This window comes from Azospirillum sp. TSH20, from assembly GCF_003115935.1.
Lineage (GTDB): Bacteria > Pseudomonadota > Alphaproteobacteria > Azospirillales > Azospirillaceae > Azospirillum.
The window spans coordinates 1-26,346 of sequence record NZ_LGQU01000180.1; the positions used below are offsets into that span (position 1 = coordinate 1).

Here is a 26,346-nt window from a genome sequence, read left to right on the forward strand (position 1 = left end):
CCCTCCCCGGGGGGGGGAGAGGGGGGTAAATTCCCCCGCCGCTTCCACCGCCCGCTTCGCCATCACGGTGACGAGGTGGGCGCGGTAGTCGGCGCTGGCGTGGATGTCGGCGTTCAGGCCGTCGGCCTCCACAGACAGGCCGTTCAGCGCCTCCGCCCGGAAGTCGGCGGCGAGTGCGCTTTCAAACGCCTCGGCGCGGAAGACCGAGCCGGCGGCACCGGTCACCGCCACCCGCACCTCGGCACCGAACCTCGCGACGAAGACACCGACGATGGCGTAGCGGCTGGCCGGGTTGCGGAACTTGGCGTAGGCCGCCTTGTCGGGACGGGAGAAGCGCACCGACTTGATGATCTCGCCCGGCTCCAGCGCGGTTTCGAACATGCCGGTGAAGAAATCGTCGCCGGCGATGGTGCGGCGGTCGGTGGTGACCGTGGCCTTCAGCGCCACCACCGCCGACGGATAGTCGGCCGACGGGTCGGCGTTGGCGATAGAGCCGCCCATCGTGCCCATGTTGCGGACCTGCCGGTCGCCGATGCCCTCGGCAAGGCTGGCCAGCGACGGGATCACCCGCTTGACGAGGTCGGAATGGGCGACCTCCGCATGGCGGGTGAAGGCGCCAATCTCCAGCCCGCCATCCGCCTCGCGGATGCCCTTCAGTTCCGGAATGGCGCCGAGGTCGATCAGGTCGGTCGGTCGGGCGAGCCGCTGCTTCAGCGTCGGCAGCAGGGTCTGGCCGCCGCCGAGCAGCTTGGCGTCTTCCGCCTGGATGGCGGCCGCCGCGTCGGCAAGCGATGTCGGCCGTTGGTACGTGAACGCGTACATTCTCTAGCCTCCTTCTTCTTCGGCCGTCTTATTCCGCCGCCATGGCGGGAGCAGCGTCGCGGATGGTCCGCCAGACCTTCTCCGGCGTCGCCGGCATGTCCATGTGGGTGACGCCATAGTCCGACAGCGCGTCCACCACCGCGTTCATCACGGCGGCGGCGGCGCCGATGGTCCCGGCCTCGCCGCAGCCCTTCACGCCCAGCGGGTTGTGGGTGCAGGGCTGGTCCTCGTGATAGCGCACGGTGAAGGATGGGACATCGTCCGCCCGCGGCATGCAATAGTCCATGTAGGAGCCGGTGACGAGCTGGCCCGATTCCTCGTCATAGACGCAGTTCTCGTACAGCGCCTGCCCGATGCCCTGGACAAGGCCGCCATGCACCTGCCCCTCGACGATCAGCGGGTTGATGACGTTGCCGAAGTCATCCACCGCGGCGAAGCTGACGATGGTGGTGACGCCGGTGTCGGGGTCGATCTCCACCTCGCAGACATGGCAGCCGTTGGGATAGGTGAAGTTCTTCGGGTCGTAGAAGGCCTGTTCGTCCAGCCCCGGCTCCAGCTCGTCCAGCGGGAAATTGTGGGGGACATAAGCCTGCAGGGCGATGTCGCCGATGCCCAGGCTCTTGTCGGTGCCGGCGACGGTGAAGCGGCCCTCTTTCACCTCGATGTCGGTCTCGGCGGCCTCCAGCATGTGGGCGGCGATCTTCTTCGCCTTGCGCTCCACCTTGTCCATCGCCTTCACCAGGGCCGAGCCGCCGACCGCGAGCGAGCGGGAGCCGTAGGTGCCCATGCCGAAGGGGATCTTGTTGGTGTCGCCGTGGACGATCTCGACATTCTCGATCGGGATGCCGAAGCGCTCCGCCACGATCTGGGCGAAGGTGGTCTCATGGCCCTGGCCGTGGCTGTGAGATCCGGTGAAGACCGTCACCGAACCCGTTGGATGAAAACGGACTTCCGCGCACTCATAAAGTCCTGCGCGAGCACCGAGCGCACCGGCGACATTGCTGGGGGCGATGCCGCAGGCTTCGATGTAGGTGGCGAATCCGATGCCGCGCAGCTTGCCCCGCGCCTTCGATTCGGCCCGGCGCTGCTGGAAGCCGGGGTAGTCGACCAGCGGCAGGGCGATGTCCAGGTTCTTGGCGAAATCGCCGGTGTCGTATTGCAATGCCACCGGCGTCTGGTAGGGCATCGCCTCCTTCGGAACGAAGTTGCGGCGGCGGATTTCGGTCTTGTCCATGCCCATCACGCCGGCGGCGACATCGACAATCCGTTCGATCAGATAGCAGGCCTCCGGCCGGCCGGCGCCGCGATAGGCGTCCACTGGCGCGGTGTTGGTGAAGACCGCCTTGACCTCGGCATAGATCGCCGGGGTCTTGTACTGGCCGGCCAGCAGGGTGGCGTAGAGATAGGTCGGGATCGACGGCGCGAAGGTCGACAGATAGGCGCCGAGATTGGCCAGCGTCGAGACGCGCAGCGCCAGGAAATTGCCGTCGGCGTCCATCGCCAGCTCGGCATGGCTGACATGGTCGCGGCCATGGGCGTCGGTCAGGAAGCTTTCAGAGCGGTCGGCGGTCCATTTCACCGGCCGGCCAACCTTGCGCGCCGCCCAGGTGACGACGGCCTCCTCGCCGTAATGGAAGATCTTCGACCCGAAACCGCCGCCGACGTCCGGCGCCACCACCCGCAGCTTGTGCTCCGGAATGCCCAGCACGAAGGCGCCCATCAGCAGGCGGGTGACGTGCGGGTTCTGGCTGGTGGTGGTCAGGGTGTATTCGCCGCTGGACTGGTCGTACTCGCCCATCGCCGCCCGCGGCTCCATGGCGTTCGGGACCAGACGCTGGTTGACCAGATCGATCTTGGCGACATGGGCGGCGTTGGCGAAGGCGGCGTCCACTGCGGCCTGATCGCCCAGATGCCAGTCGTAGCAGACATTGCCCGGCGCATCGTCATGCACCAGCGGCGCAGCACCGTCGATGGCGCGGGTGGAGGACCCCACCGCCGGCAGTTCCTCGTAATCGACCACCACCATCTCGGCGGCGTCGCGCGCCTGCTCGCGGGTTTCGGCGATCACCACGGCCACCGCGTCGCCGACATAGCGCACGCGGTCGCGCGCCAGCGGATAATGCGGCGGCTCCTTCATCGGCGAGCCGTCCTTGGAGTGGATCTGCCAGCCGCAGGGCAGGCTGCCGACCTTGTCGGCCTCCATGTCGGCCCCGGTCAGCACGGCGACCACGCCCGGCATCGCTGCCGCGTCGGCGAAGTCGATGCCCAGGATGCGGGCATGGGCATAGGGGGAGCGCACATGCACCGCATGGGTCATGTTCGGGCGCTTGAAATCGTCGGTGTAGTTGCCGCGGCCGGTCAGAAAGCGCTGGTCTTCGCGCCGGCGCACCGAGGCGCCGATGCCATTGGGGTTCGCCATCTCGTGTTTCCTCCCACAGGAACGCGTAAGATGCGGAAATGCCTGCTTCTTGTTGGGCTTATCGCCCTTATTCGGCCGCGACCGGCGCCTGTTGCGCCCCCGCCATCGCCTCGGCACCCGCCTTCACCGCCTTGACGATGTTGTGATAGCCGGTGCAGCGGCAGATGTTGCCCTCCAGCCCCTCGCGGATCTCCGCCTCGGTCGGATTCGGGTTCTCGCGGACCAGATCGACCGCGCTCATCACCATGCCCGGCGTGCAGAAGCCGCACTGCAGGCCGTGATGCTCGCGGAAGGCGGCCTGCATCGGGTGCAGCGTGCCGTCGGCCGCCGCCAGCCCCTCGATCGTCGTCACCTCCGCCCCGTTGGCCTGGACGGCCAGCGCGGTGCAGGACTTCACCGACCGGCCGTCGACATGGACGACGCAGGCGCCGCACTGGCTGGTGTCGCAGCCGACATGGGTGCCCGTCAGGCCGAGATGCTCGCGCAGGAAGGCGACGAGCAGGGTTCGCTCCTCCACCTCGCGCGAGACCGTCTTGCCATTGACGGTCATCGATACGGTACAGGACATCGGTTTTCCTCCCGCTGGCTGAAGTCTGGCTTGCAGTCGTATGGCGTGCAGTTGGGACTGTTCACTGTCGTTCGACGCGCCGCCGGCCGGGGGCAGGCCCTGAGGCTATACCGGTGTCCGCTTCGGCCGGCGGTCTTCCGCCACAAGGATAGGGGGTGTCTGCCCGTCGAGGTCAAGGAGCCTGTGCATGCCTTGGCCGAAAGAATGGCATGTGAACGGTCCTTATGTCGGATTGTACGTACTGGCGCGCAATTTTGTGGCGCGTTACAGTGGGTTGGGGCTGCCCATGGCTATGGGTGTGCAAACAAATCCGCCCGGCAACGATCCGGGCGCAGCAACGATAATGGGGAGAGCCGCTATGAATCGCCCATCCGTGAAGCGTCACCTTCTGGCCCTGTGCACGGCCGCCGGCCTTGGCGTCAGCCTTGGACTCGCCGCCCTGCCGGCCAAGGCGGAGACCTTCATCACCGTTCTGACCGGCGGCACCAGCGGGGTCTATTATCCGCTCGGCGTGGCGCTGTCGAACGTGTACGGCAAGGCGCTGCCGGGGGCCAAGGTGACGGCGCAGGCGACCAAGGCGTCTGTGGAAAACCTGAACCTGCTGCAGGCCGGCCGTGGCGAGATCGGCTTCACGCTCGGTGATTCGCTGAGCGATGCCTGGAAGGGCAACGAGGAGGTCGGCTTCAAGCAGAAGCTGGACAAGCTGCGGACCATCGCCGCCATCTATCCCAACTACATCCAGGTCGTCGCTGCCAAGGAATCGGGCATCAAGACGCTGGCCGACCTGAAGGGCAAGCGGGTGTCGGTCGGCGCGCCGAAGTCGGGGACGGAGCTGAACGCGCGCGCCATCTTCAACGCCGCCGGCCTGGCCTACAAGGATTTCGCCAAGACCGAATATCTGCCCTTCGGCGAATCGGTCGATCTCATCAAGAACCGCCAGTTGGATGCGACGCTGATTTCCGCCGGCCTCGGCGTGGCGGCGATCAAGGATCTGTCGTCGTCGCAGGAGATCACCGTCGTCAGCATCCCGGCCGACGTGGTGCAGAAGGTCGGCGACGCCGCCTACATCACCGAGACGATCCCGGCCGGCACCTATCCCGGCCAGGATGCCGATGTGCCGACCGCCGCGGTCCGCAACCTGCTGGTCAGCCATTCCGGGGTGTCGGACGACGCCGCCTATGCGATGACCAAGACGCTGTTCGAGAATCTGGACGCGCTGGCCGCCGCCCATGTCGCCGCCAAGCAGATCAAGCTCGACAAGACCGCCACCCAGTCGCCGGTGCCGTTCCACCCCGGTGCCGTCAAGTACTACAAGGAAAAGGGGCTGATGTAAGAAACGGGCCTTATTTAAGAAAGGAATTGGCGGAGAAGCCGTAGTGAGCGCACAGAAGAAACAGGCGGAGTCCGAGATCCGCCAGGCCATCGACCGGGAAAATCCGTCCACGGTCGCCGCTTTCGAAGGATTCGACGGGCGGGCGGTCTTCGCCATCGCGGTCGCCTTCTCCGCCTTCCAGATCTGGACCGCCGCCTTCAACCCGGTGTCCACCATGGTGGTGCGGGCGGTCCATGTCGGATTCCTGCTGTTGATGACCTTCACCCTGTTCGGCTTCCGCCAGACGGCGGAACGCAGGCGGGTTCCCTGGTACGACTGGCTGCTGGGCCTGACCGCCTTCGGCGTCGGTCTCTACCATTATGTGTTCGAGGTCGACCTGATCCAGCGGGCGGGCGACCCCAACACCACCGACCTGATCGTCGGCACCATCGCGATCGCGCTGGTGTTCGAGGGCGCCCGGCGGATCATGGGGCTGGCGTTGCCGATCATGTGCGGCATCTTCATTCCTTATGCCCTGTTCGGCCGCCATCTTCCCTTCGGTCTTGCCCACCGCGGCTATGACATCGATCAGGTGATCGACAACCTGTATCTGTCGACCGAGGGGATTTACGGCACGCCGACCTTCGTGTCGGCCAGCTACATCTTCCTGTTCATCCTGTTCGGCGCCTTCCTGGAGCGCGCCGGCATGATCAAGCTGTTCAACGACGTGTCGCTCGGTCTCGTCGGTCATGCCAAGGGCGGGCCGGCGAAGGTGGCGGTGATCTCCTCCGGCCTGATGGGCACCATCAACGGGTCGGGCGTCGCCAATGTGCTGACCACCGGGCAGTTCACCATTCCGCTGATGATGCGCTTCGGCTATCGCCCGGCCTTCGCCGGCTCGGTGGAGGCCACCGCCAGTATGGGCGGGCAGCTGATGCCGCCGGTGATGGGGGCTGCGGCCTTCATCATGGCGGAAACCATCGGCGTGCCTTACAGCGAGGTGGCGATAGCCGCCGCGATTCCCGCGATCCTCTATTTCGGCAGCGCCTTCTGGATGGTCCATCTGGAGGCGGGCATGCGCAACCTCGTCGGCCTGCCGAAGGACCAGTGCCCCAGCGCGCTTCGCGCCGTGGTGGAGGGCTGGTACCTGATCATGCCGTTGGCGGCACTGGTCTATCTGCTGTTTTCGGGTTTCACGCCCCTGTTTGCAGGCGTGATCGGCATCGCGGCGACGGCGGCGCTGATCCTGGGCACGGCCATCGTCGGCAAAATCGGTCCGATGGCCCTGCGGGTCGCCTTCTGGGTGGCGGTCGGGCTGGTGGCGGCCGGCCTGTGGAAGCTGGGTTTCCGGACCGAGCATCTGGCCTTCACCATGGTCGTGCTGCTCATCATCCCGTGCCTGATGTTCAAGGGCGGCCGGGAGACGCTCACGCTGGTGGTGAACAGCATCGCCGACGGCGCCAAGAACGCTGTCGGTGTCGGTGTCGCCTGTGCGCTCGTCGGTGTGCTGATCGGCATGATGACGCTGACCGGCCTCGCCTCCAGCTTCGCCTCCACCATCGTCGACTGGTCGGGCGGCAACCTGCTGGCGGCGCTGGTGCTGACCATGATCGCCTGCATTGTGCTGGGAACCGGCCTGCCGACGACGGCGAACTACATCATCACCGCGTCGATCGCCGCGCCGGCCCTCCTGACCATGGGCGTGCCGCTGATGGTCAGCCATATGTTCGTCTTCTATTTCGGCATCATGGCCGACCTGACCCCGCCGGTGGCTCTGGCGGCCCTGGCGGCCTCGTCGATCTGCAAGGCCGATCACATGGACATCGGCTGGATTGCGACGCGGGTGGCGATGGCGGGCTATGTCGTGCCCTTCATGGCTGTCTACGACCCGGCTCTGGTCATGCAGACCGGAAGTTGGTTGGCGGTGGCCTATGTGTTCGTCAAGGCCTGCGTCGCCATCGCCCTGTGGGGGGCCGCAACCATCGGCTTTTTCTGGACACCGCTGCCGCTGGTCGCCCGGGTCTATGCCGCTTTGACAGCCTTCCTGTTCGTGGTCGCCTTGCCGCTGACCGACGAGGCCGCCTTCGTCATGACCGGCTTGTTCCTGCTGTGGCAACACCGGCGCCGCAGCATACCGGCTGCGGCCGCCGTCTCGTAGTCCGTGGCCGGTCTCTGCCTGTTCGCCCTCGGCGGCGCGCTGCTGGCGTCGCTGCCGGGGACGCAGTTCATCCTGTCCTGGACCCACTCCATCGAGAAGACGGAGTGGCGGGAGAGCTGGGCGGTCGAGGCCGGCCGGCTGCGCCCGAGCGAGGCCCGCATCCGCGGCACCGGCGCCGGGATGGAACCCGGCCCCGACGCCCGGTTGACCGGCGACGGCTGGATGGTCTGGACGCCCGACCTGCCGCTGCAGGACAGCGTAACGCTGGCGGCCTCAAACTTCACCGGCGAGCATCGGCTGTGCGCGGGTACGGACTGCCGGCCGCTGTCGGGCTGGATCGGGGTGAAGGATCAACCCGTGGCGATGCGGGCGTGCCCGTAGGCGGCAACGCCCCCGCCTACGAAAGTTCGTGTGGTCAACGCCCCTTCCGGCTTGGCTTACGCTGCGTCAATCCGCATACTCCCGTTCCTTTCGTCAGCCTACCATCCGGACCGATGATCAATTCCCCCACGCACCAACGCCGCCCATCCCTCCTTCCGGCCGCCCTCGGCGCGGCGCTCGCCGTCGGCGGCGTGCTGCTGAGCACGCACGGAGTCCAGGCGGCGGAGGTGGCGGCGGAGGTTGCCCATGGCGGCGTGCCGCATCTGGACGGGCGGCTGCTGAGTGCCGCGTGGGTGGTCCCCTTCGCCGGAATCCTGCTGTCGATCGCGCTGTTCCCACTGCTGGCCCCGATGGTCTGGCACCATCACTTCGGCAAGATTTCGGCGGCCTGGGCGCTGGCCTTCCTGGTGCCCTTCGCCGCGACCTTCGGGATCGACCTCGCGACCTACGAGCTGCTGCACACGGTCCTGCTGGAATATATCCCCTTCATCGTGCTGCTGACCGCGCTGTTCACGGTGGCGGGCGGCGTGCGGCTGACCGGGTCGCTGGTGGGGACCCCGGCGGCCAACACGGTCGGGCTGGCGCTCGGCACGGTGCTGGCAAGCCTGATGGGCACCACCGGCGCCTCGATGCTGCTGATCCGGCCGCTGCTGCGGGCGAACGAACACCGGCGCTACCGGGTCCACACCATCGTCTTCTTCATCTTCCTGGTGTCGAATGTCGGCGGATCGCTGACGCCGCTGGGTGACCCGCCGCTGTTCCTCGGTTTCCTGAAGGGCGTCGATTTCTTCTGGCCGACGGTCCATCTGCTGGCGCCGATGTCCTTCCTGGCCGGTCTGCTGCTGGTGATCTATTTCGTGCTGGACCTCGTCCTGCACACCCGCGACCCCGGCAAGCATCCGCTGATCGAGGGCGTTCACGAGCGCGAGCCGATCCGCATCGAGGGCAGCGTCAACCTGCTGCTGCTGGTCGCCATCATCGGTGCGGTTCTGCTGAGCGGCGTCTGGCATCCCGGCGTGGGGGTCACGCTGTACCATGTGACGGTGCAGTTGGAGACCATCGTGTCGAACCTGCTGCTGCTGGGCATCACCGGCCTGTCGCTGGCGCTGACCAGCAAGCAGAGCCGCCGCCTGAACGGCTTCAGCTGGGGCCCGATCCTGGAGGTGGCGAAGCTGTTCGCCGCCATCTTCCTGACGATCATCCCGGCCATCGCCATCCTGAAGGCCGGCACCGACGGCGCGCTGGGCGCCATCATCTCCGCGGTGAACGAGGGCGGGAAACCCAACCCGGCCGCCTATTTCTGGGCGACCGGCATCCTGTCCAGTTTCCTCGACAACGCCCCCACCTACCTGATCTTCTTCAACACCGCCGGCGGCGAGGCGCAGCCGCTGATGACCGACCTGTCGCTGACGCTGACCGCGATCTCCGCCGGTGCGGTCTTCATGGGCGCCAACAGCTATATCGGCAATGCCCCCAACTTCATGGTCAAGGCGATCGCCGAGGAACGCGGCGTCGCCATGCCCAGCTTCTTCGGCTACATGGCATGGTCCTGCGGCATTCTCGTACCGTTGCTGGGCCTGACCACGCTGGTCTTCTTCCTGTGATGGTCCCTATTCTGTAACAGCCAGCCACGAAACCAATCCTCACCTCCGCCGTTAATCCGCGATAGGGCCGCTTTTTCGCCTGCGAACAGGCAGGCGTGCGCGGCGCAACGGCTGGAGGGCGACGTGATTTCGAAGGATCTCGGCGGGAACCTGGGTGCGGTATTGACGGTTGAGCGGCCGATGGCCGCGTCCGGCGGCATGCCAACGGGACGGGTCCCATCGGCCTGACCGGCCGGAGCCTGCGCCATGAGCACGCAGACCCAACCCCGTCACCTGCACTCCCTGACCCCGTTGCGCGGCATCGCGGCCCTGTGGGTGGTGCTGTACCATTACAGCTTCCAGTATTTCCCCAACCTGCACCCGGACAGCTACACGCATCTGGTGCAGAAGGGCTATCTGGCCGTCGACCTGTTCTTCATGCTCAGCGGCTTCGTGCTGACCCATGTCTATCACGACACCTTCAGCCGGTCGGTCGGCGACAAATACTGGAGCTTCCTGAGGGCACGGATCGCCCGTCTCTACCCGCTGCATCTGGCGGTCCTGCTGCTGTTCGTGGCGACGGCGCTGGCCGTCCGCACGGTGGAGTACGCCGCCACCGGCAGCTTCCCGGCGATCCCGCTGAAGGGCGCCGAATCGATCTGGGCGCTGGTCGCCAACCTTTTCATGCTCCAAGGCCTCTATGCCAGCGTGCTGAGCTGGAATTATCCGGCATGGTCGATCAGCCTGGAATTCATGGCCTATCTGGTCTTCCCCTTCGCGCTGCCCTGGGTTTGGCGGTCCAACGGCCGGACGCAGGCCCTGATGGCGGCCGGTGCGCTGGCGACGCTCTGCCTGCTGGCCTGGGCGACGCAGGACAATCTGAACCAGTGGGACGGGCCGCAGACCCTCCTGCGCTGCCTGCCGGAATTCCTGCTGGGCACGCTGCTCTACAGTGCCTTCCGCAGCGGGCTTGCCGCGTCGCTGCTGTCGAGTGACCTGACGATGGCCGGAATCGTTCTGGCGATCCTGCTGCTTCTGCACAGCGGCGGACCGGACCTGCTGGCGGTGCCGTTGTTCGCGCTGCTCATTCTGGCGGCGGTCGCCAACCGGGGCCGTGCCGCGGGCGCCTTGAATGTCCGGCCGCTGGTGTGGTTGGGCGACGTGTCCTATTCACTCTATCTGATCCACGGCTTCGTCGAATATGCCACCACGAGGGTGCTCGGGCTGGGTCTCGGCATCTACGACCGGAAGGCGTTGCCCGGCGGCTGGTCGATGGCGCTGCTGGTGGCGATGGTCACCGCCTGCCTTCTGATGGCCGGCCCGGCCTATCGCCGGATCGAAGTGGGCGGCCGGCGCCTTCTGCGGGAGGGGCCGAGCGTCGGCCGGCTGACGCTGGCGGTGGCGGGACGGCGGGCGGACTGAGGCGGCTTTTGGCCAAAAAAATGCGCCCGGAGGCGGGGGCCTCCGGGCGCAGAGTTACAGTACGAAAGAGGATCATCAGCAATTGATGATGCAATCGGGAGATCGATTGTGGCGCCACCTTGTCATGGGTTGCGCGCACACCCCTTGACCGTGGTCAAGCTGAAGCGAAAGAGTAGACTATTAGTCCCCCAGTGCCGGCCTGGGCAGCGCGCCGCCCATGCCGTCGTCCTCCACCTCTTCCGTCTCCGGCCGGGGCACGCGGAACCAGGCCGCATAGAGCGCCGGCAGGAAGAAGATCGTCAGCACGGTGGCGCCCGCCAGACCGCCCATGATGGCGACCGCCATCGGGCCCCAGAACACGCTCTGCGTCAGCGGGATCATGGCGAGGATCGCAGCGGCGGCGGTGAGCGCGATGGGGCGGGCGCGGCGGACGGTCGCCTCGACGATGCTGTCCCAGCGTGAGCGGCCGCCGCGGATGTCCTGTTCGATCTGGTCGACCAGGATGACCGAGTTGCGCATGATGATGCCGGCCAGCGCGATGACGCCCAGCATGGCGACGAAGCCGAAGGGCAGGTTGAACAGCAGAAGCGAGGCGGTGACGCCGATCAGCCCCAGCGGTGCCGTCAGCAACACCATGAACACACGCGAGAAGCTCTGCAACTGCAGCATCAGCGTGGTGACCATGATCAGCAGCATCACCGGCATCATGGCGTTGATCGAGTCCTGGCCCTTGGCGCTTTCCTCGATGGCGCCGCCCATGGTGATGGCATAGCCGTCGGGCAGGGTGGCGCGCAACGCGTTCAACTGCGCGTTCAGCTGGGTGCTGACCACCGGGGCCTGCAGCCCGCCGGTGACGTCGCCCTTGACCGTCATCGTCGTCTCGCGCGCCCGGCGCCACAGCACCGGTTCCTCCAGCTCATAGCGCACGCTGGCGACCTGGCTGAGGGGAACGGTGGTGCCGCGGCTGGTGCGGATGTTCAGCTCGCCCAGGCGCGACAGGTCCATCCGCTCTTCCGGCGTGGTGCGCAGCAGGACGCCGATCAGCTCCGTGCCCTCGCGGTACTGGGTGACGGACATGCCGTTCAGCAGCAGTTGCAGGGCGTTGGACAAATCCTGCTTCGACACGCCCAGCGCGCGCGCCTTGGCAGTGTCGACCTCCAGCCGGACGCGCTTCGACAGCTCGTCCCAATCCAGATGGACGTTGGCGGTGTTGGAATGGGCGCGCATGGTGTCGCGCACCTGATAGGCGATCTTGCGGATGGTCGCCGGATCCTCCCCGGTGACGCGGAACTGCACCGGGTAGCCGACCGGCGGGCCGTTCTCCAGCCGGCTGATGCGGACGCGGGCGGCGGGGAAGTCGGATTCCAGCCTCGGCTCCAGCCGCTGCATGAACTGCTCGCGCTGCTCCAGCCCCTTGGTCATCACCATGAACTGGGCGAAGTTGGCGGTCTCCAGCTGCTGGTCCAAGGGCAGGTAGAAGCGCGGCGAGCCGCCGCCGGTGTAGGCGACCCAGTATTCGACGTCCGGGTCCTTGGCCAGCACCGCCTCCATCCGCTTCACCTCGGCGGCGGTCGCCTCGAAGGAGGAGCCTTCGGCGAGACGGATGTCGATCAGCAGCTCCGGCCGGCTGGCCGAGGGGAAGAACTGCTGCTGGACATGGCCGAAGCCGACCAGCGCGGTGACGAAGGCGGCCACGGTCACGCCGATGGTGACCCAGCGCGCCCGCACGCAGGCTTCGATCATGCCGCGCAGGACGCGGTAGGCGCGGGTGTCGTAGATGTCCAGCTCGTGCCCGTCCGGCACCACATGCTTGGGCTTGGGCAGCAGCAGCCAGCCGAGATAGGGGGTGAAGATCACCGCCACCACCCAGGACAGCAGCAGCGACAGCGCCACCACCCAGAAGATCGAGTTGGTGTATTCGCCGGCCGCCGACGCCGCGAAGCCGACCGGCACGAAGCCGGCGGCGGTGACGATGGTGCCGCTCAGCATCGGGAAGGCGGTGGAGGTGTAGGCGAAGGCGCCGGCCTTCAACCGGTCCCATCCCTGTTCCATCTTCACCACCATCATCTCCACCGCGATGATGGCGTCGTCGACCAGCAGGCCGAGCGCGATGATGAGGGCGCCCAGCGAGATTCGCTGCAGGTCGATGTGCAGGAGCTGCATCGCCACCAGCGTCATCGCCAGCACCAGCGGAACCGCCAGCGCCACGACGATGCCGGTGCGCCAGCCCAGGCTGACGAGACTGACCAGGATGACGATGCCCAGCGCCTCGGCCAGCGATTCCATGAACTCGCCGACCGAATGCTCGACCACCTTCGGCTGGTCGGCGACCTGCGCCACCTCCAGCCCGACCGGCAGTTCGGCCCGGACCTTCTCCATCGCGGCGTCGAGCTGCTCGCCCAGCTTCAGGACATTGCCGCCCTTCGCCATCACCACGCCGATGCCGATGGCGTCGCGGCCGTTGTAGCGCAGGGTGTAGCGTCGCGGCTCGACATAGCCGCGCTTGACCTCCGCCACGTCGCCGATGGTCAGCAGCCGGCCGCCGCTCTCCACCGGAATGGCGCGCACCGCCGCCGCGGTGTCGAGGCCGAGGTCGAGGCGGACATAGACCCGCTGCGATCCGGTATCGACGTCGCCCGACGCGGCGATGGCGTTCTCGCGTTGCAGCGCCTGGATCACCGATTCCACCGGCAGGCCGAAGCTGGCGAGCCGCTGGCTGGAGATCTCGACATAGACGCGCTCCTCCTGCGGGGCGATCAGGTCGATCTTCTCGACGCCCGGCAGCTTCAGCAGGCGGGCACGCGCCTGTTCGGCCACCTTCTTGAGTTGGGCCGGGGTGAAGTCATCGCCCATGAAGGCATAGATGGCCGAATAGACGTCGCCGAACTCGTCGTTGAAGAAGGGACCGACCACGCCGTCGGGCAGGGTGTAGCGGATGTCGCCGATCTTCTTGCGCACCTGATACCACAGGTCCGGCACCATCTTCGGCGGGGTGTAGTCCTTCAGCTGGACGAAGACCACCGACTCGCCGGGCTTGGAATAGCTGCGGGCGACGTCGTAATAGGGCACCTCCTCCAGCTTCTTCTCGATGCGGTCGGTGACGAACTGCTCGACCTCGCGCGCGGTGGCGCCCGGCCATTGGGTGCGCACCACCATCACCTTGAAGGTGAAGGACGGATCCTCCGCCCGGCCCAGTGTCTTGTAGGCAAGAGCGCCGGCCAGCACGCTGGCGAGCATCATGAACAGCACCAGCGTGCGGTGGGCCAGCGCCCAGGCCGACAGGTTGAGGCGGGCGTGGTTCATCGTGCCGGCTCCGTCCAGACGCGGACCTTCTGGCCGGCGTCGAGCTTGTGCACACCGGCGGTGACGACGCGCTCGCCGTCCTTCAGCCCGCCGCCGATCAGGGCGAGGTCGCCGGCGTAAGCCGCGACGGTGACCGGGCGCAGCTCCAGCCGGTCGTCCGGCGCCGAAAGCACCCAAACCGCCGGCGTCTGCTCGCGCTGGGTCAGCGCGCTGAGCGGCAGGCGGGCGACCGGGGCGCCATGGCCGGCGGCGGAGGTCACGGTGGCGGTCATGCCGAGCTGGACCGTCGGCGGCGGATCGGTCAGGGCGATCTTCGCCTGGAAGGTGCGGGTCGCGGCATCGGCGCTGGGCGAGACCTCGCGCAAGGTGCCGGCGATGCTCTGGTCGGGGTGCGACCACAGCTCGACCGACAGCGTCTGCCGGGGCAGGGCGCCGACGCTCTGCTCGGGGATGTTCGCCACAGCTTCGAGCGCGCCCAGCCGGGCGACGCGCAGGGCGGTCTGGCCGGCGGCCACCACCTGTCCCGGTTCGATCAGCGTCGCGGTGACGACGCCGGCCTCATCCGCCACCAGCGTGGCATATTGGGCGGAGTTGGTGAGGACGCGCAGCTGCGCCTCCTGCTCCCGCACCTTGGAGTCGGCCTTGTCCAGCGTGGTCTTGCGGCGGTCATATTCCTGGCGGGTCGTCCATTCGCCCTGGCGCAGGCTGGCGTAGCGCTGGAAATCGCTGCGGGCGTTGGCCGCGTCGGCCTGGGCCGAGGCGAGCTGCGCCTGGGCAGCGCGGATCTGCAGCTGCAGGTCGGTCGGGTCCAGCCGGGCCAGCGGCATGCCGGGTTCGATGCGGGTCCCGACCTCCACCAGCCGGGCGGTCACCTTACCGCCGACGCGGAAGCCGACATCGGCCTCCACCCGCGGGCGGATCACCGCCGGGTAGCGCACGCTGTCGACCAGCGGTTCCAGTGCCACGGTGGCGATGCGGACCGGCCGCACCTCTCCCTCCGCCGGGGTGGAGGCGGACTGCGTTTCATTGCAGCCGGCGAGCAGGCCCGCCACCGTCAGCAGCGCCGTTGTCGCCATGACGGCGGACGCAAGCCGCCTTTCGCGGAATCGGGCCATACCACGTCTCCCCACTGGACTGGACTGTATCGTACTGCTACCGTCCTACTCCGGCACCAATCCCACGTCAAGAGTGAACGGTACAGTTCAGTGCAGTCATCGGAGCAAAGAGCGTCTCACCCGCCCGTGTCCCATGATGCGAAGGCGGAACAGATCGTCGCCGCGGCGCGGGAGGTCTTTCTGGAGCTTGGCTATGCCGCCACGTCGATGGATCAGGTGGCGCAGCAGGCGCGGGTGTCCAAGACCACCCTCTACACCCGCTTTCCGTCGAAGGAGGAGCTTTACACCGCGGTGATCTCCGCCGAATGCGAGCGGCGCGGCCTGCGTTTTTCGGCGGAGATGTTCGATGGGCTGCCGTTGCGCGACGTCCTGATCCAGGTCGGCCGCCGCTTCACCGACCTGCTCTGGTCGGATGCGGCGATCCGTGTCCATCAGGCGGTGGTGGGGGAGGCGACGCGGATGCCGCTGGCCGCCCAGCTCTATTTCCAGGCGGGACCGGAGCAGGGGATCGCCAATTTCGTCGCCCTGTTCACCCGGCTGGCCGAGCGCGGGGTGATCGTCACCGATGATCCGGCCTTCGTCGCCCGCCAGTTCCTGGCCGCCATGCAGGGCGGCGCCTATTGCCAGCTGGTACTCGGCCTCTGTCCGGCACCGACGGAGGAGGAGCGCCACGCCTTCGTCGACAAGGCGGTGGACCTGTTCCTGCGCGGCCTCACCGCTTGAGCCGGCTCAGGCCAGCTTGAAATAGCGCATCACCAGTCTGCTCAGCTCCTCCCGCACCCCGTCGTCGCCCATTTCGGTCAGCCGTTCGTGCAGGCCGGCGGCGATGGCGGTGAAGCGGGCGAGCACGTCCGGGTCGAAATGCTTGCCGGCCCCGTCGGCGAGGATGCCCATGGTGGTTGCGTAGGACATCGGCTCCTTGTAGGGGCGGCGGGAGGTCAGGGCGTCGAACACGTCGGCGACGGCGAAGATGCGGGCGGCGATCGGAATCGCGTCCCCCTTCAATCCGCGCGGATAGCCCGATCCGTCGAACTTCTCGTGGTGGCCGCCGACCACGTCGGCCGCGTCGGCCAGCCAGTCGGACGAGCCGACGATGTCCAGCCCATGGACGACATGGGTCTTCATCACCGCGAACTCCTCGGCATCCAGCTTGCCGGGTTTCAGCAGGATGCTGTCGGGGATGGCGATCTTGCCGACATCGTGCAGGAAGGCGCCCTTCACCAGTTGCCGGATCGCCGCCTCCTCCAACCCCAGCGCCTCGGCCAGACGGATGGCTAGGACCGTCACCCGGTAATTGTGGGCGTTGGTGTCGCTGTCGCGCTTGGCGATGGCGCTGCCCAGCGCGGTCAGCATGCCGATGTTGGCGTCGAGCAGGCCGCGCGACAGCCGCAGGATGCCCCGGTTGTAGGCCCCGAAGATCGGCAGCAGGACCAGCGCGGTCCCCAGCACCGACAGCGACGACACGGCGACCACCGTGGCGGTGTCGCGCAGGATTTCGTGCGACCGGCGGGCCGAAAGCTGGAAGACGCTTTCGAAATAGCCGAGCAGGCGGCCATCGGAATCGAGCAGCGGTTCCATCGTCTGGATGAAGATATGGCCGTCCAGCGTAAAGCGGTCGTAGATCGCGTCACCGTCGGTGGGGAAGCCGTGCCGGGTGGAAGACAGGCGCTGTTCCGCCCATTCCGCGCCGGGTGCGACATATTCGGCCGTCTTCCGCTGATCCGGTGCATAAAGCTCCGCGACGATGAAGCGGCCGTCGCCATGGTTCAGGTACAGCCCGTTGCGGCTGGCCATGAAGCGCTGGAGCGACGCTTCCAATTCCGAATCGGCGGTGCCGGCCGCGAGCGAGGAGCGGGCTTCGGTCAGGAAAGCCGCCGATTCCTCCCGCGCCAGTTCAACCACACGGCCATCGGCGATCTCGACCTCGACCAGAAAGGCGATGCCGCCGACCGCCAGCGCCAGGAACAGGGCGGCACCGGCCAACCGCAGCAGAACCGCGCGGGGGGTGGGCAGCCGCATCGTCGCCACATCCGCATGGCGGCCGGACAGGGACCTGAAAAGCAGGTTGAGCCGCCGCCGCTCGCCCGTCGCCGTCATCGTGCTGCCGAACCGCGCGCCCATCGCCACACCCCGTTTGCGCCATAGCCTTTTTGCAAGGCCGGCCGATCTAGACGATGCCCACGCCAAGCGTCAATATCGCCGACCCGGGTCACAGGATCCGGCGGGAAATGTTGAGACGGCGTTAAGTTTTGACAGGCACCGTGCCGCCGGCCGCGGCTTGATGCTCTTGGCTCCATGCTTATGGAAGGAACCGTATCGTGATGTCCGCCTGCCCCTGCGGTTCGGGTCTTGAATTCGACCGCTGCTGCGGCCCGATCCTGGCCGGGCAGCCCGCCCCCTCGGCCGAAGCGCTGATGCGGTCGCGCTACACCGCCTTCGTCCGCCACGACATCGACCATATCGAGCGCAGCTGCGCCCCGGAAACCCACGCCGCCTTCAGCCGGGCCGACGCCGAACGGATGGCGGAGGAGTGCGAATGGGGACCGTTGACCGTCATGAAGGCGGAGGAGACCGGCGACGACGGCATGGTCGAGTTCTTCCTGACCTTTCGCCGCGACGGAGAGGACTGGCCGCTGCACGAACGGTCGCGCTTCCGCCGGGTCGATGGCCGCTGGCTCTACGTCGACAGCGTCCTGAACCCGAAGGACCCGCCGCGCCGGGTGGTGAAGGTCGGCCGCAATGATCCCTGCCCCTGCGGCTCGGGGCGCAAGCACAAGGCCTGCTGCGGGCGTTGACAGACGTTCCCTCTCCCCGGGGGGAGAGGAGGATTTCACGCCTCAACTGATGCCGAGATAACGCCCCGGCTTGTGATTGATCGCCAGCGTGACGTTGACGATGACGGCCCCCAGGATCGACAGCAGCAGCCGGTCCGGCGCCAGAACGAAGAAGGCGCCGCCCAGGATGGCGAGGTCGACTCCCAGCTGGAAATAGCCGGCGCGGATACCGTAGGTCTCCTGCAGGTAGATCGCCAGGATGTTGACGCCGCCAAGGCCGGTGCGGTGGCGGAACAGCATCAAGAGACCGGTGCCGCACAGCCCGCTGCCCACCACCGTGGCATAGACCGGGTCCAGATGGGTGAAGCCCACCCACTGGTCGGTCAGGCGGGAGAACAGGGTCACCAGCGCCACGGCGATGAAGGTGCGCGCCGTGAACTGCCAGCCCAGCCGCTTCCAGGCCAGCCAATAGAAGGGCAGGTTGATCGCGAAGAAGATGATGCCGAACTGAACCTTGGTGACGTAGCTCAGCAGCAGCGCCAGGCCGGCGGTGCTGCCGGTCAGCAGCATCGTCTTGGAATAGATCAGCATGCCCAGCGCGATGAACAGCGTGCCCATCAGCATGGCGAGCGCGTCTTCATACAGCTGGTGACGCTCCACCGCGGCGGGCGGAGCCTGGAGGGTCGCGGCCATCGTCGTCTTCTCCCGACTTAACGAAGAGCCACGAACTTCGCCACCACGTCGTCCACCTCGGCCGTCTTCAGGCCGGCGATGTTGATGCGGCCGGAGGTCGGCATGTAGATGGCGTGGTCGGCGCGCAGGCGCAGCACCTCCGCCTCGGTCAGCGGCAGCAGGGAGAACATGCCCTCCTGCTCCGCCACCGCCCTCAGGGCGGGGAAGGCGCCGGCCAGTCCGGCGGCCAGCTTGCGGCGGATGCCGGTGATGCGGGCGCGCATGCCGTCCAGCTCGGCGGTCCAGTCGGCGGTCAGGGCGGCGTCGCTCAGGATGGTGCGGACCACCGCGGCGCCATGGTCGGGCGGCATGGAATAGCTGGTGCGGGCCAGCGCCATCAGGTTGGACTTGGCAAGCTCGGCGGCGGCCGGCGCCGCGGCGACGGCGAAGATGGCGCCGGTGCGCTCGCGGTAGAGGCCGAAGGACTTGGACGACGACACGGCGACCAGCGTTTCCGGCACCGCGCCGATCAGGTAACGCAGCCCCTCCGCATCCTCGTCAAGCCCGCGGCCGAAGCCCTGATAGGCGAGATCGACCAGCGGCAGCACGCCGCGCGTCTCCAGCACCGCCGCGATGGTCTTCCACTGGTCGAGCGACAGCGGCGCGCCGGTCGGGTTGTGGCAGCTGCCGTGCAGCAGGGCGACGTCGCCGGGCTGCGCCGCTTCGAACGCTGCGACCATGCGGTCGAACAGCACGGTCTGGCTGGCGGTGTCGAAGAAGGGATGGCTCACCACCTCCAGCCCGGCGGCGGCGAAGATGCCGACATGGTTGGGCCAGGTCGGCTGGCCGACCAGCACGCGCTTCGATCCGCCGCGCAGGACGAGGTCGGCGGCCAGACGCAGCGCGCCCGACCCGCCGGGGGTCTGCACGCCGGCGGCGGTGACCTTCGTGCCGGCCTCGCCGCCGACCAGCGACCACAGCCGCTCCAGATAGCCCGCGTCGCCTTCCAGCCCCAGGTAGGACTTGCTGTCCTGCCCCTCCAGCAGCAGCCGTTCCGCCGCCTTCACCGCGCGGAAGACCGGGGTGCGCCCCTCCTCGTCACGGTAGACCCCGACGCCGAGATCGACCTTGCCCGGCCGCGGATCCTGCTTGTACAGCCCAATCAGGGCGAGCAGGGCGTCGTCGGGCTGGCGGGAAAGCGCGTTGAACATGGCGGTGCGTCCGGTCCTTGGTGGCGGTGATGGCGGCTGTGAAATCCGGCCGGTGCGATCCTCCACTTTCGCGGCCTCCGGGACAATGGTGAATTCATTTCGTCTCATACGCTTGAGCGTCGCGACAATTTGCAATGCCACCAATTGCCGGGCATCCTTCACCGGGAAGGAGCAGTCAGATCGATGACCGATTTTCAAAAGACCCGCGCCCGCTTCCGCATTCCGGACGGGGTGATCTACCTCGACGGCAACTCGCTGGGGCCGCTGCCGGTCGCTGCCGAGGAGCGGGTGGCGCGCACCCTGGCCGATGAATGGGGCGGCCAGCTGATCCGCGGCTGGAACAGCGCCGGCTGGATGGTGCAGCCACGTAAACTCGGTGACCGCATCGCCCGCCTGATCGGCGCGCCCGAGGGCAGCGTCGTGATGGGCGACACCCTGTCGATCAAGGTCTATCAGGCACTCGCCGCCGCGCTGGCGATGCTGCCGGACCGCCGCGTCATCCTGTCCGACAGCGGCAACTTCCCCACCGATCTCTATATGGCGGAGGGGCTGAACGAAACGCTGGGCCGCGGCCATGTCCTGAAGGTGGCGGCGCCGGAAGAGGTCGAGGCCGCGATCGGCGAGGATGTCGCCGTGCTGATGCTGACCCAGGTCGATTACCGGACCGGGCGCCTGCACGACATGGCGGCGCTGACCGCCAAGGCCCATGCGGCGGGGGTGGTGACGGTGTGGGACCTCGCCCATTCCGCCGGCGCGCTGCCGGTCGATCTGGCCGGCGCCGGGGCGGATTTCGCCGTCGGCTGCACCTATAAATATCTGAATGGCGGGCCGGGCGCCCCGGCCTTCATCTATGTCGCCCCGCAACATGCGGAAACCGCGCGGCCGGCGCTGTCCGGCTGGATGGGGCATGAGGCGCCCTTCGCCTTCGACCCCTCCTACCGCCCCGGTGCCGGGGTGGAGCGGATGCGCGTCGGCACCCCGCCGGTGATCGCGCTGGCCGCGCTCGACGCCGCGCTGGATGTCTGGGACAATGTCGAGATGGCCGACATCCGCCGCGCCTCCATCATGCTGGGCGATCTGTTCATCGAGTTGGTCGAAGCGCAATGCCCGATGCTGGAGTTGGCCTCCCCGCGCGACGGCACCCGGCGCGGCAGCCAGGTGTCGTTCCGCCATCCCCAGGGCTACGCCATCATGCAGGCGCTGATCGACCGCGGCGTGATCGGCGACTTCCGCGCGCCCGACGTGCTGCGCTTCGGCTTCACCCCGCTCTACATCGGCGAGGCGGAGGTGCGCGGCGCGGTCGCGATTCTGAAGCAGGTTATGGACGGCGGGCTTTGGGACCGGCCCGAATACCACAAGAAGGCGATTGTGACATGAGCGGGCAGGACACGAAGAAGCCCTACGATCCAGCGGACGAGGGCGCCCAGATGGCGTTCGACGGGCGGATGTCCTACGGCGACTATCTGCAGCTTGACCGCATCCTTGGGGCGCAGGTCCCGCGTTCCACCGCCCATGACGAGATGCTGTTCATCATCCAGCACCAGACGTCGGAGCTGTGGATGCGGCTGGCCGTCTACGAGATCCGCGCCGCCCGCGAGGCGATCCGCGAGGACCGGCTGTCGCCCGCCTTCAAGATGCTGGCCCGCGTCGCCCGCATCTTCGAACAGCTGAACTCGGCCTGGGACGTGCTGCGCACGATGACGCCCAGCGAATACACCCGCTTCCGCGACGATCTCGGCCAGTCCTCCGGCTTCCAGTCCTACCAGTACCGGGAGATCGAATTCCTGCTGGGCAACCGCAATCCGGCGATGCTGCGGCCCCACGCCCACCGTCCGGAAATCCACGCCCTGCTGGAACAGGAACTGTCCCGCCCCAGCCTGTATGACGAGGCGTTGCGCCTGCTCGCCCGCAACGGTATTCCCGTCCCGGCGGAGGTGCTGGAGCGCGACGTCTCGCAGACCCACCAGCCCCATGACGGCGTAACTGAGGCGTGGCGGGTGATCTACCAATCGCCCGAAACCCATTGGCCGCTCTACGAACTGGCCGAGAAGCTGGTGGATTTCGAGGATTACTTCCGCCGCTGGCGTTTCAACCATGTCACGACGGTGGAGCGGGTGATCGGCTTCAAGCGCGGCACCGGCGGCACCGGCGGCGTGTCCTACCTGCGCAACATGCTGGCGGTGGAGCTTTTCCCGGAACTCTGGCGGGTGAGGACGGTGCTTTGACGGGTTTGCAAAGGATCGTGGACTGGGACGACGCCTACAGCAACAGCGCCTACATCCCCGGCGGCGACACCTACCCCGCGCGATGGGCGGAGCGGGCTGCCGCCTTCCGGGTGGAGATTGCCGGCGCCGGCCGGGCGGAGTTGGACCTGCCCTATGGCGACGGGGAGCGGGAACGCTACGACCTGTTCCGGCCGGAGGGGGCGCCCAAGGGAACGGTGGTCTTCGTCCATGGCGGCTACTGGATGGCCTTCGACAAGGGGCGCTGGTCGCATCTGGCCGCCGGGCCGCTCGCGCGCGGCTGGGCGGTCGCCATGCCGAGCTATACACTCTGTCCGGAAAACCGCATCGCCGGCATCACCCGGCAGGTGGCGCGGGCGGTGGAGGCCATCGCGGCGGCTGAGGCCGGGCCGCTGCGCCTGACCGGCCATTCCGCCGGCGGTCATCTGGTCAGCCGGCTCGCCTGCGCCGACGCCCCGCTGTCGGAAGAGGTCCAGGATCGGGTCGGGCATGTCGTCTCGATCAGCGGCCTGCACGATCTGCGCCCGCTGCTGAACACCGGCATGAACGCCACGCTGCGGCTGGACGAGGCGGAGGCCGCGGCGGAAAGCCCGGCCCTGCTGCGTCCCCGGCCGGGCACCGGCATCACCTGCTGGGTGGGGGCAGCCGAGCGGCCGGAGTTCGTCCGTCAGTCGGAACTGCTCGCCAACGTCTGGCTCGGGCTGGGGGTGGCGACCGCGCTGCGTCTGGCCGAGGCGCGACACCACTTCGACGTCATCGACGATCTGACGGACCCGGACTCCGAACTGGTGCAGACGCTTCTGACGGCGTGAGCGGGATCACTGGGTGAAGAACATCGCGGCGAAGACGGCGGCGGTGGCGGCGATCACCGTCACCAGCCCGTTGCGTCCCAGCGCGCGCTGGCGGTAGAGCGCCACCGCCACCACGATGACGGCGACGCTGGTCAGGATCAGGCCCAGCTTGGCTTCGGTCATTGCCGGCTTTCCTTGATGATGGGACTCAGTGCGGGCCGATCCAGCCCAGGGCTCCGGCGGCGGTGACCAGCAGGATGACCCCGCACAGCAGCACCAGCCAGCCGGTCATCGCCAGCCGCCAGCCCGGGCCGGCCTGGTCCAGTTCCAGGTAATGCAGAAGGATTTCCCGCCCCTTCGTCACCGCAAGCGCCAGCAGCAGCGCCGCCCCGGCGATCCCGACATTGCCGCCCGCATCGCCATGGCGGGCGAACAGAAGGGTGACGAGGGTCAGGCCGATCAGCACCAGCCAGGACAGCGTCAGCCGGTCGATCTTCTTGAGAAACGTCATGACCGGTCTCCTCAACGGATAAGATAGACGAGCGGATAGAGGATCACCCAGACCAGATCGACCATGTGCCAGAAGGCCGCGCCCGTCTCCAGATTCTCCACCAGCGTGTCGGGGCCGGACCGGCTGACCAGCAGCAGGATGACGATTCCCAGCACCACATGCAGGGCGTGGAAGCCGGTCAGCAGGAAATAGAGGGTGAAGAAGGTGTTGGTGTCGATGGTCAGGCCGGCGCCCAGCGTCGCCGAATATTCCATCGCCTTCACCGCCAGGAACACCGATCCGACCGCCGCAGCGATCAGCATCGCCCGGCGGGCCTGCGCCACCGCGCCGCGCCGGGCGGCGGCGACGCCGCGGGCGGCCAGATAGCCGCTGGTGACCAGCACCATGGTGTTCAGCGCGCCCGCCGTGCCGTTCAGATGGGCCTGACCCGCGGCGAAGGTCGCCGGGTCCAGCACGCGGGCGACGGCGAAGCCGATGAAGGCTGCGCCGAACACCGCAAGTTCGCTGAAAATCAGGATCCACATCATCAGGTTGCCGGGCAGGGCGGCAAGGCCGCTCGCCCTTTCGTCCGGGCCCGCCATTTCCAGGCCCGTCATCTCGATGTCGGCCATTTCCAAATCCCGTGTTCAAACCTTGGCATCACGTATGCGAATGATATGTCCGCCATCCCCCATTCGGCTTGATCTCGGTCAAGGAATGCCCTCCCTCCACGGTCAATTATTCGCCTGACCCGTGGCGGTAAGACGCTGCGACGCCCGTCTTCCGGCCCCTTGCTTCCAGACTGCGGCTTCGCGCAACCAACGCCTCCCGAACCGACCCCACTCGACCGACAGATCGAGACTTCCAGGGATCCCAAGCGATGACCGAACGCTTTACCAAGGCGGCCGCGCGCAACATCTTCTATGGCGGATCGCTATTTTTCTTTGCGACATTTGTCACGATGACCGCGCTTAGCCACAACTACATCGTCAACACCAGCACCGACAAGAAGGGGCTGACCGAGGCGGTCACCCGCGGCAAGCATGTGTGGGAAAAGAATTCCTGCATCAACTGCCACACGCTGCTGGGCGAAGGCGCTTATTTCGCACCGGAGCTGGGCAACGTCTGGCTGCGTTACGGCGGCGACAAGGACCCCGAAGGTGCGGTGATGGCACTGAAGGCCTGGATGGCGGCCCAGCCCTCCGGGATCGAGGGCCGGCGCCAGATGCCGCAGTTCAACCTGTCTGAGAAGGAGGTCGAGGATCTCGCCGCCTTCCTGGAATGGACCAGCCGCATCAACACCCAGAACTGGCCGCCCAAGCTGTCGGGCTGAGGAGATTTTCGTCATGAAGTACGAATCACAAAAAGTCGCCCTCTATTACTTCGCGGCGGCCATGGGGCTGTTCGGTGTGCAGATCCTGGTGGGTCTCCTGGCCGGCACCGTCTATGTTCTGCCCAACACGATGTCGGAGCTGCTGCCCTTCAACATCATCCGGATGATCCACACCAACGCGCTGATCGTCTGGTTGCTGATCGGCTTCTTCGGCGCCGCCTATTACCTGATCCCGGAAGAGGCTGAAACCGAGCTGCACAGCCCGAAACTGGCGTTGATCCAGCTCGGCCTGTTCGTCTTCGGCGCGCTGGCCGCCGTCGTCGGCTACGTCTTCCGCATCCATGAAGGGCGCGAGTTCCTCGAACAGCCCCTGTGGATCAAGGCCGCCATCGTCGTCGTCGCGCTGATGTTCCTCTACAACGTCACGCTGACGGTGCTGAAGGGCCGCCGCACGGTCATCACCAACATCCTGCTGGTGGGCATGTGGGGCATCGCCATCTTCTTCCTGTTCTCCTTCTACAACCCGGGCAACCTGGCTCTGGACAAGATGTACTGGTGGTACGTCGTCCATCTGTGGGTCGAGGGCGTGTGGGAACTGGTGCTGGCCTCCATCCTCGCCTTCCTGATGATCAAGATGACCGGCGTCGACCGTGAAGTGGTCGAGAAGTGGCTGTACGCCATGGTCGGCCTGGCCCTGTTCAGCGGCATCCTCGGCACCGGCCACCACTATTACTGGATCGGCACGCCCGGCTACTGGCAGTGGATCGGCTCGCTGTTCTCCACGCTGGAAGTCGCTCCCTTCTTCACCATGGTCGTCTTCGCCTTCCTGATGGTGTGGAAGAGCGGCCGCCGTCACCCGAACAAGGCGGCGATGCTGTGGTCGCTGGGCTGCGCGGTCTTCGCCTTCTTCGGCGCCGGGCTGTGGGGCTTCCTGCACACGCTGGCCCCGATCAACTACTACACCCACGGCACCCAGGTGACCGCGGCGCACGGGCACCTCGCCTTCTACGGCGCCTATGCGATGATCAACCTCGCCATCATCACCTACGCCATGCCCTACCTGCGCGGCCGGGCGCCCTACAACCAGACGCTCAACATCTGGAGCTTCTGGCTGATGAGCGGCGGCATGGCCTTCATGACCTTCGCCCTGACCGCCGCCGGCATCGTGCAGACCCACCTGCAGCGCGTGATGGGGCTGGGCTACATGGAGGTCCAGGAACAGATCGCCATGTTCTACTGGCTGCGTCTGGGCGGCGGCGTCGCCGTCGGGATCGGCGTGGTGGTCTACCTCTACGCCATCTTCGGCCCGGCCCGTGAAGAGCGCCCGGTTGCCGTCGCCGGCGGCCTCCAGGCGGCCGAGTAAGCCTCGAACCTCCGGCCCCCGTTCGCATCCGCGGCGGGGGCCGTCCGTTTTTCAGGAGTTTCCCATGATCCGCAGCGCCGCCACCCTCGCCCCCCCCCTTGCTGTCGTGCCTGAGACCGTCGATGCCGCGAACAGCGCCGATCTGCCCTACTATCAGCCGACGGGCGACGAGTGCGCGCTGTTCGAGCATGCCTACACCCACCGCCTGCCGCTTTTGCTGAAGGGGCCGACCGGCTGCGGCAAGACCCGCTTCGTCGCCCATATGGCCGCCAAGCTCGGCCGGCCGCTCTACACCGTATCCTGCCACGACGACCTGACCGCCGCCGACCTGACCGGCCGCTACCTGCTGAAGGGCGGCGACACCGTCTGGGCCGACGGGCCTCTCA

General features: G+C 67.2%; 24 protein-coding genes. 13 read left to right on the forward strand and 11 right to left on the reverse strand.

The window, feature by feature from the left end; translation table 11 throughout:
* The 3 genes from TSH20_RS33185 to TSH20_RS33195 form a co-directional block, all read right to left on the reverse strand.
* On the reverse strand, positions 1 to 822 hold an 822-nt coding region (locus TSH20_RS33185; protein WP_109493026.1), incomplete at its 3' end, for a xanthine dehydrogenase family protein subunit M.
* A 28-nt stretch (positions 823 to 850) separates the two neighbouring features.
* On the reverse strand, positions 851 to 3,241 hold the full coding sequence (locus tag TSH20_RS33190) for a xanthine dehydrogenase family protein molybdopterin-binding subunit (protein WP_109156373.1): 2,391 nt from the start codon (positions 3,239 to 3,241) through the stop codon (positions 851 to 853).
* 67 nt (positions 3,242 to 3,308) lie between these two features.
* Positions 3,309 to 3,809 carry a (2Fe-2S)-binding protein gene (locus TSH20_RS33195; protein ID WP_109156374.1) on the reverse strand — a complete coding sequence of 167 codons (501 nt, stop codon included), beginning with the start codon at positions 3,807 to 3,809 and terminating at the stop codon, positions 3,309 to 3,311.
* 358 nt (positions 3,810 to 4,167) lie between these two features.
* Between TSH20_RS33195 and TSH20_RS33200 the strand changes: the two genes are divergently transcribed.
* The 5 genes from TSH20_RS33200 (at position 4,168) to TSH20_RS33220 (ending at position 10,665) form a co-directional block, all read left to right on the forward strand.
* Positions 4,168 to 5,142, forward strand: a complete 975-nt coding sequence (locus TSH20_RS33200; RefSeq protein WP_109156375.1) for a TAXI family TRAP transporter solute-binding subunit — start codon at positions 4,168 to 4,170, stop codon at positions 5,140 to 5,142.
* Positions 5,143 to 5,185: 43 nt separating this feature from the next.
* A complete protein-coding gene (locus TSH20_RS33205) occupies positions 5,186 to 7,279 on the forward strand; it encodes a TRAP transporter permease (protein ID WP_109156376.1) in 2,094 nt (697 codons plus the stop codon).
* Positions 7,280 to 7,282: 3 nt separating this feature from the next.
* Positions 7,283 to 7,660, forward strand: coding sequence for a DUF1850 domain-containing protein (locus tag TSH20_RS33210; protein WP_109156377.1), 378 nt, complete (start codon positions 7,283 to 7,285; stop codon positions 7,658 to 7,660).
* 113 nt (positions 7,661 to 7,773) lie between these two features.
* On the forward strand, positions 7,774 to 9,264 hold the full coding sequence (locus tag TSH20_RS33215; RefSeq protein ID WP_109156378.1) for a sodium:proton antiporter: 1,491 nt from the start codon (positions 7,774 to 7,776) through the stop codon (positions 9,262 to 9,264).
* 246 nt (positions 9,265 to 9,510) lie between these two features.
* Positions 9,511 to 10,665, forward strand: a complete 1,155-nt coding sequence (locus TSH20_RS33220) for an acyltransferase (protein WP_109156379.1) — start codon at positions 9,511 to 9,513, stop codon at positions 10,663 to 10,665.
* Positions 10,666 to 10,845: 180 nt separating this feature from the next.
* Here the strand turns inward: TSH20_RS33220 and TSH20_RS33225 are convergent, their stop codons facing one another.
* Both TSH20_RS33225 and TSH20_RS33230 read right to left on the reverse strand, forming a co-directional pair.
* On the reverse strand, positions 10,846 to 13,968 hold the full coding sequence (locus TSH20_RS33225) for an efflux RND transporter permease subunit (RefSeq protein ID WP_109156380.1): 3,123 nt from the start codon (positions 13,966 to 13,968) through the stop codon (positions 10,846 to 10,848).
* On the reverse strand, positions 13,965 to 15,083 hold the full coding sequence (locus TSH20_RS33230) for an efflux RND transporter periplasmic adaptor subunit (RefSeq protein ID WP_109156381.1): 1,119 nt from the start codon (positions 15,081 to 15,083) through the stop codon (positions 13,965 to 13,967). Before TSH20_RS33230 ends, TSH20_RS33225 begins: the two co-directional genes overlap by 4 nt.
* 126 nt (positions 15,084 to 15,209) lie before the next feature.
* On the opposite strand from TSH20_RS33230, the gene TSH20_RS33235 reads away from it, so the two are divergent.
* A complete protein-coding gene (locus tag TSH20_RS33235; RefSeq protein ID WP_247871367.1) occupies positions 15,210 to 15,806 on the forward strand; it encodes a TetR/AcrR family transcriptional regulator in 597 nt (198 codons plus the stop codon).
* 6 nt (positions 15,807 to 15,812) lie between these two features.
* On the opposite strand, the gene TSH20_RS33240 is transcribed toward TSH20_RS33235, so the two are convergent.
* Positions 15,813 to 17,204: an HD domain-containing phosphohydrolase gene (locus TSH20_RS33240; RefSeq protein ID WP_247871368.1), complete on the reverse strand. Its 1,392-nt coding sequence runs from the start codon at positions 17,202 to 17,204 to the stop codon at positions 15,813 to 15,815.
* Between the two features lie 200 nt (positions 17,205 to 17,404).
* Here TSH20_RS33240 and TSH20_RS33245 point away from each other — a divergent pair, with 200 nt between their 5' ends.
* Entirely contained in the window at positions 17,405 to 17,878 is a 474-nt protein-coding gene (locus TSH20_RS33245; RefSeq protein ID WP_109156383.1) for a YchJ family metal-binding protein, read from the forward strand.
* A 42-nt stretch (positions 17,879 to 17,920) separates the two neighbouring features.
* Here TSH20_RS33245 and TSH20_RS33250 read toward each other — a convergent pair whose 3' ends face one another.
* Both TSH20_RS33250 and TSH20_RS33255 read right to left on the reverse strand, forming a co-directional pair.
* Positions 17,921 to 18,550 (reverse strand): YitT family protein, encoded by a 630-nt coding sequence (locus TSH20_RS33250; protein ID WP_109156384.1) that lies wholly within the window; start codon positions 18,548 to 18,550, stop codon positions 17,921 to 17,923.
* Positions 18,551 to 18,567: 17 nt separating this feature from the next.
* Positions 18,568 to 19,740 carry an amino acid aminotransferase gene (locus TSH20_RS33255; protein WP_109156385.1) on the reverse strand — a complete coding sequence of 391 codons (1,173 nt, stop codon included), beginning with the start codon at positions 19,738 to 19,740 and terminating at the stop codon, positions 18,568 to 18,570.
* Between the two features lie 183 nt (positions 19,741 to 19,923).
* Between TSH20_RS33255 and kynU the strand changes: the two genes are divergently transcribed.
* The 3 genes from kynU to TSH20_RS33270 are packed head-to-tail and all read left to right on the forward strand — an operon-like array spanning position 19,924 to position 22,795.
* The gene (gene kynU, locus TSH20_RS33260) at positions 19,924 to 21,117 is read left to right on the forward strand and encodes a kynureninase (RefSeq protein WP_109156386.1); all 1,194 of its coding nucleotides are present in this window, start codon (positions 19,924 to 19,926) and stop codon (positions 21,115 to 21,117) included.
* Positions 21,114 to 21,965, forward strand: coding sequence for a tryptophan 2,3-dioxygenase (gene kynA / locus TSH20_RS33265; protein ID WP_109156387.1), 852 nt, complete (start codon positions 21,114 to 21,116; stop codon positions 21,963 to 21,965). Before kynU ends, kynA begins: the two co-directional genes overlap by 4 nt.
* Positions 21,966 to 21,982: 17 nt before the next feature.
* A complete protein-coding gene (locus TSH20_RS33270) occupies positions 21,983 to 22,795 on the forward strand; it encodes an alpha/beta hydrolase (RefSeq protein ID WP_348770474.1) in 813 nt (270 codons plus the stop codon).
* A gap of 6 nt (positions 22,796 to 22,801) precedes the next feature.
* Here TSH20_RS33270 and TSH20_RS35415 read toward each other — a convergent pair whose 3' ends face one another.
* The 3 genes from TSH20_RS35415 to TSH20_RS33280 are packed head-to-tail and all read right to left on the reverse strand — an operon-like array spanning position 22,802 to position 23,896.
* Positions 22,802 to 22,957, reverse strand: a complete 156-nt coding sequence (locus TSH20_RS35415; RefSeq protein ID WP_169054937.1) for a hypothetical protein — start codon at positions 22,955 to 22,957, stop codon at positions 22,802 to 22,804.
* 25 nt (positions 22,958 to 22,982) lie between these two features.
* Positions 22,983 to 23,285 (reverse strand): cytochrome C oxidase subunit IV family protein, encoded by a 303-nt coding sequence (locus TSH20_RS33275; RefSeq protein WP_247871369.1) that lies wholly within the window; start codon positions 23,283 to 23,285, stop codon positions 22,983 to 22,985.
* 11 nt (positions 23,286 to 23,296) lie between these two features.
* On the reverse strand, positions 23,297 to 23,896 hold the full coding sequence (locus TSH20_RS33280; RefSeq protein ID WP_109156389.1) for a cytochrome c oxidase subunit 3: 600 nt from the start codon (positions 23,894 to 23,896) through the stop codon (positions 23,297 to 23,299).
* A gap of 248 nt (positions 23,897 to 24,144) precedes the next feature.
* Between TSH20_RS33280 and TSH20_RS33285 the strand changes: the two genes are divergently transcribed.
* The 3 genes from TSH20_RS33285 to TSH20_RS33295 all read left to right on the forward strand — a co-directional run.
* The gene (locus tag TSH20_RS33285; protein ID WP_109156390.1) at positions 24,145 to 24,597 is read left to right on the forward strand and encodes a cytochrome c; all 453 of its coding nucleotides are present in this window, start codon (positions 24,145 to 24,147) and stop codon (positions 24,595 to 24,597) included.
* Between the two features lie 13 nt (positions 24,598 to 24,610).
* Entirely contained in the window at positions 24,611 to 25,960 is a 1,350-nt protein-coding gene (locus TSH20_RS33290; RefSeq protein ID WP_109156391.1) for a cbb3-type cytochrome c oxidase subunit I, read from the forward strand.
* 64 nt (positions 25,961 to 26,024) lie between these two features.
* Positions 26,025 to 26,346, forward strand: a 322-nt coding sequence (locus TSH20_RS33295; RefSeq protein ID WP_199232453.1) for an AAA family ATPase, incomplete at its 3' end; no start/stop codon positions are given.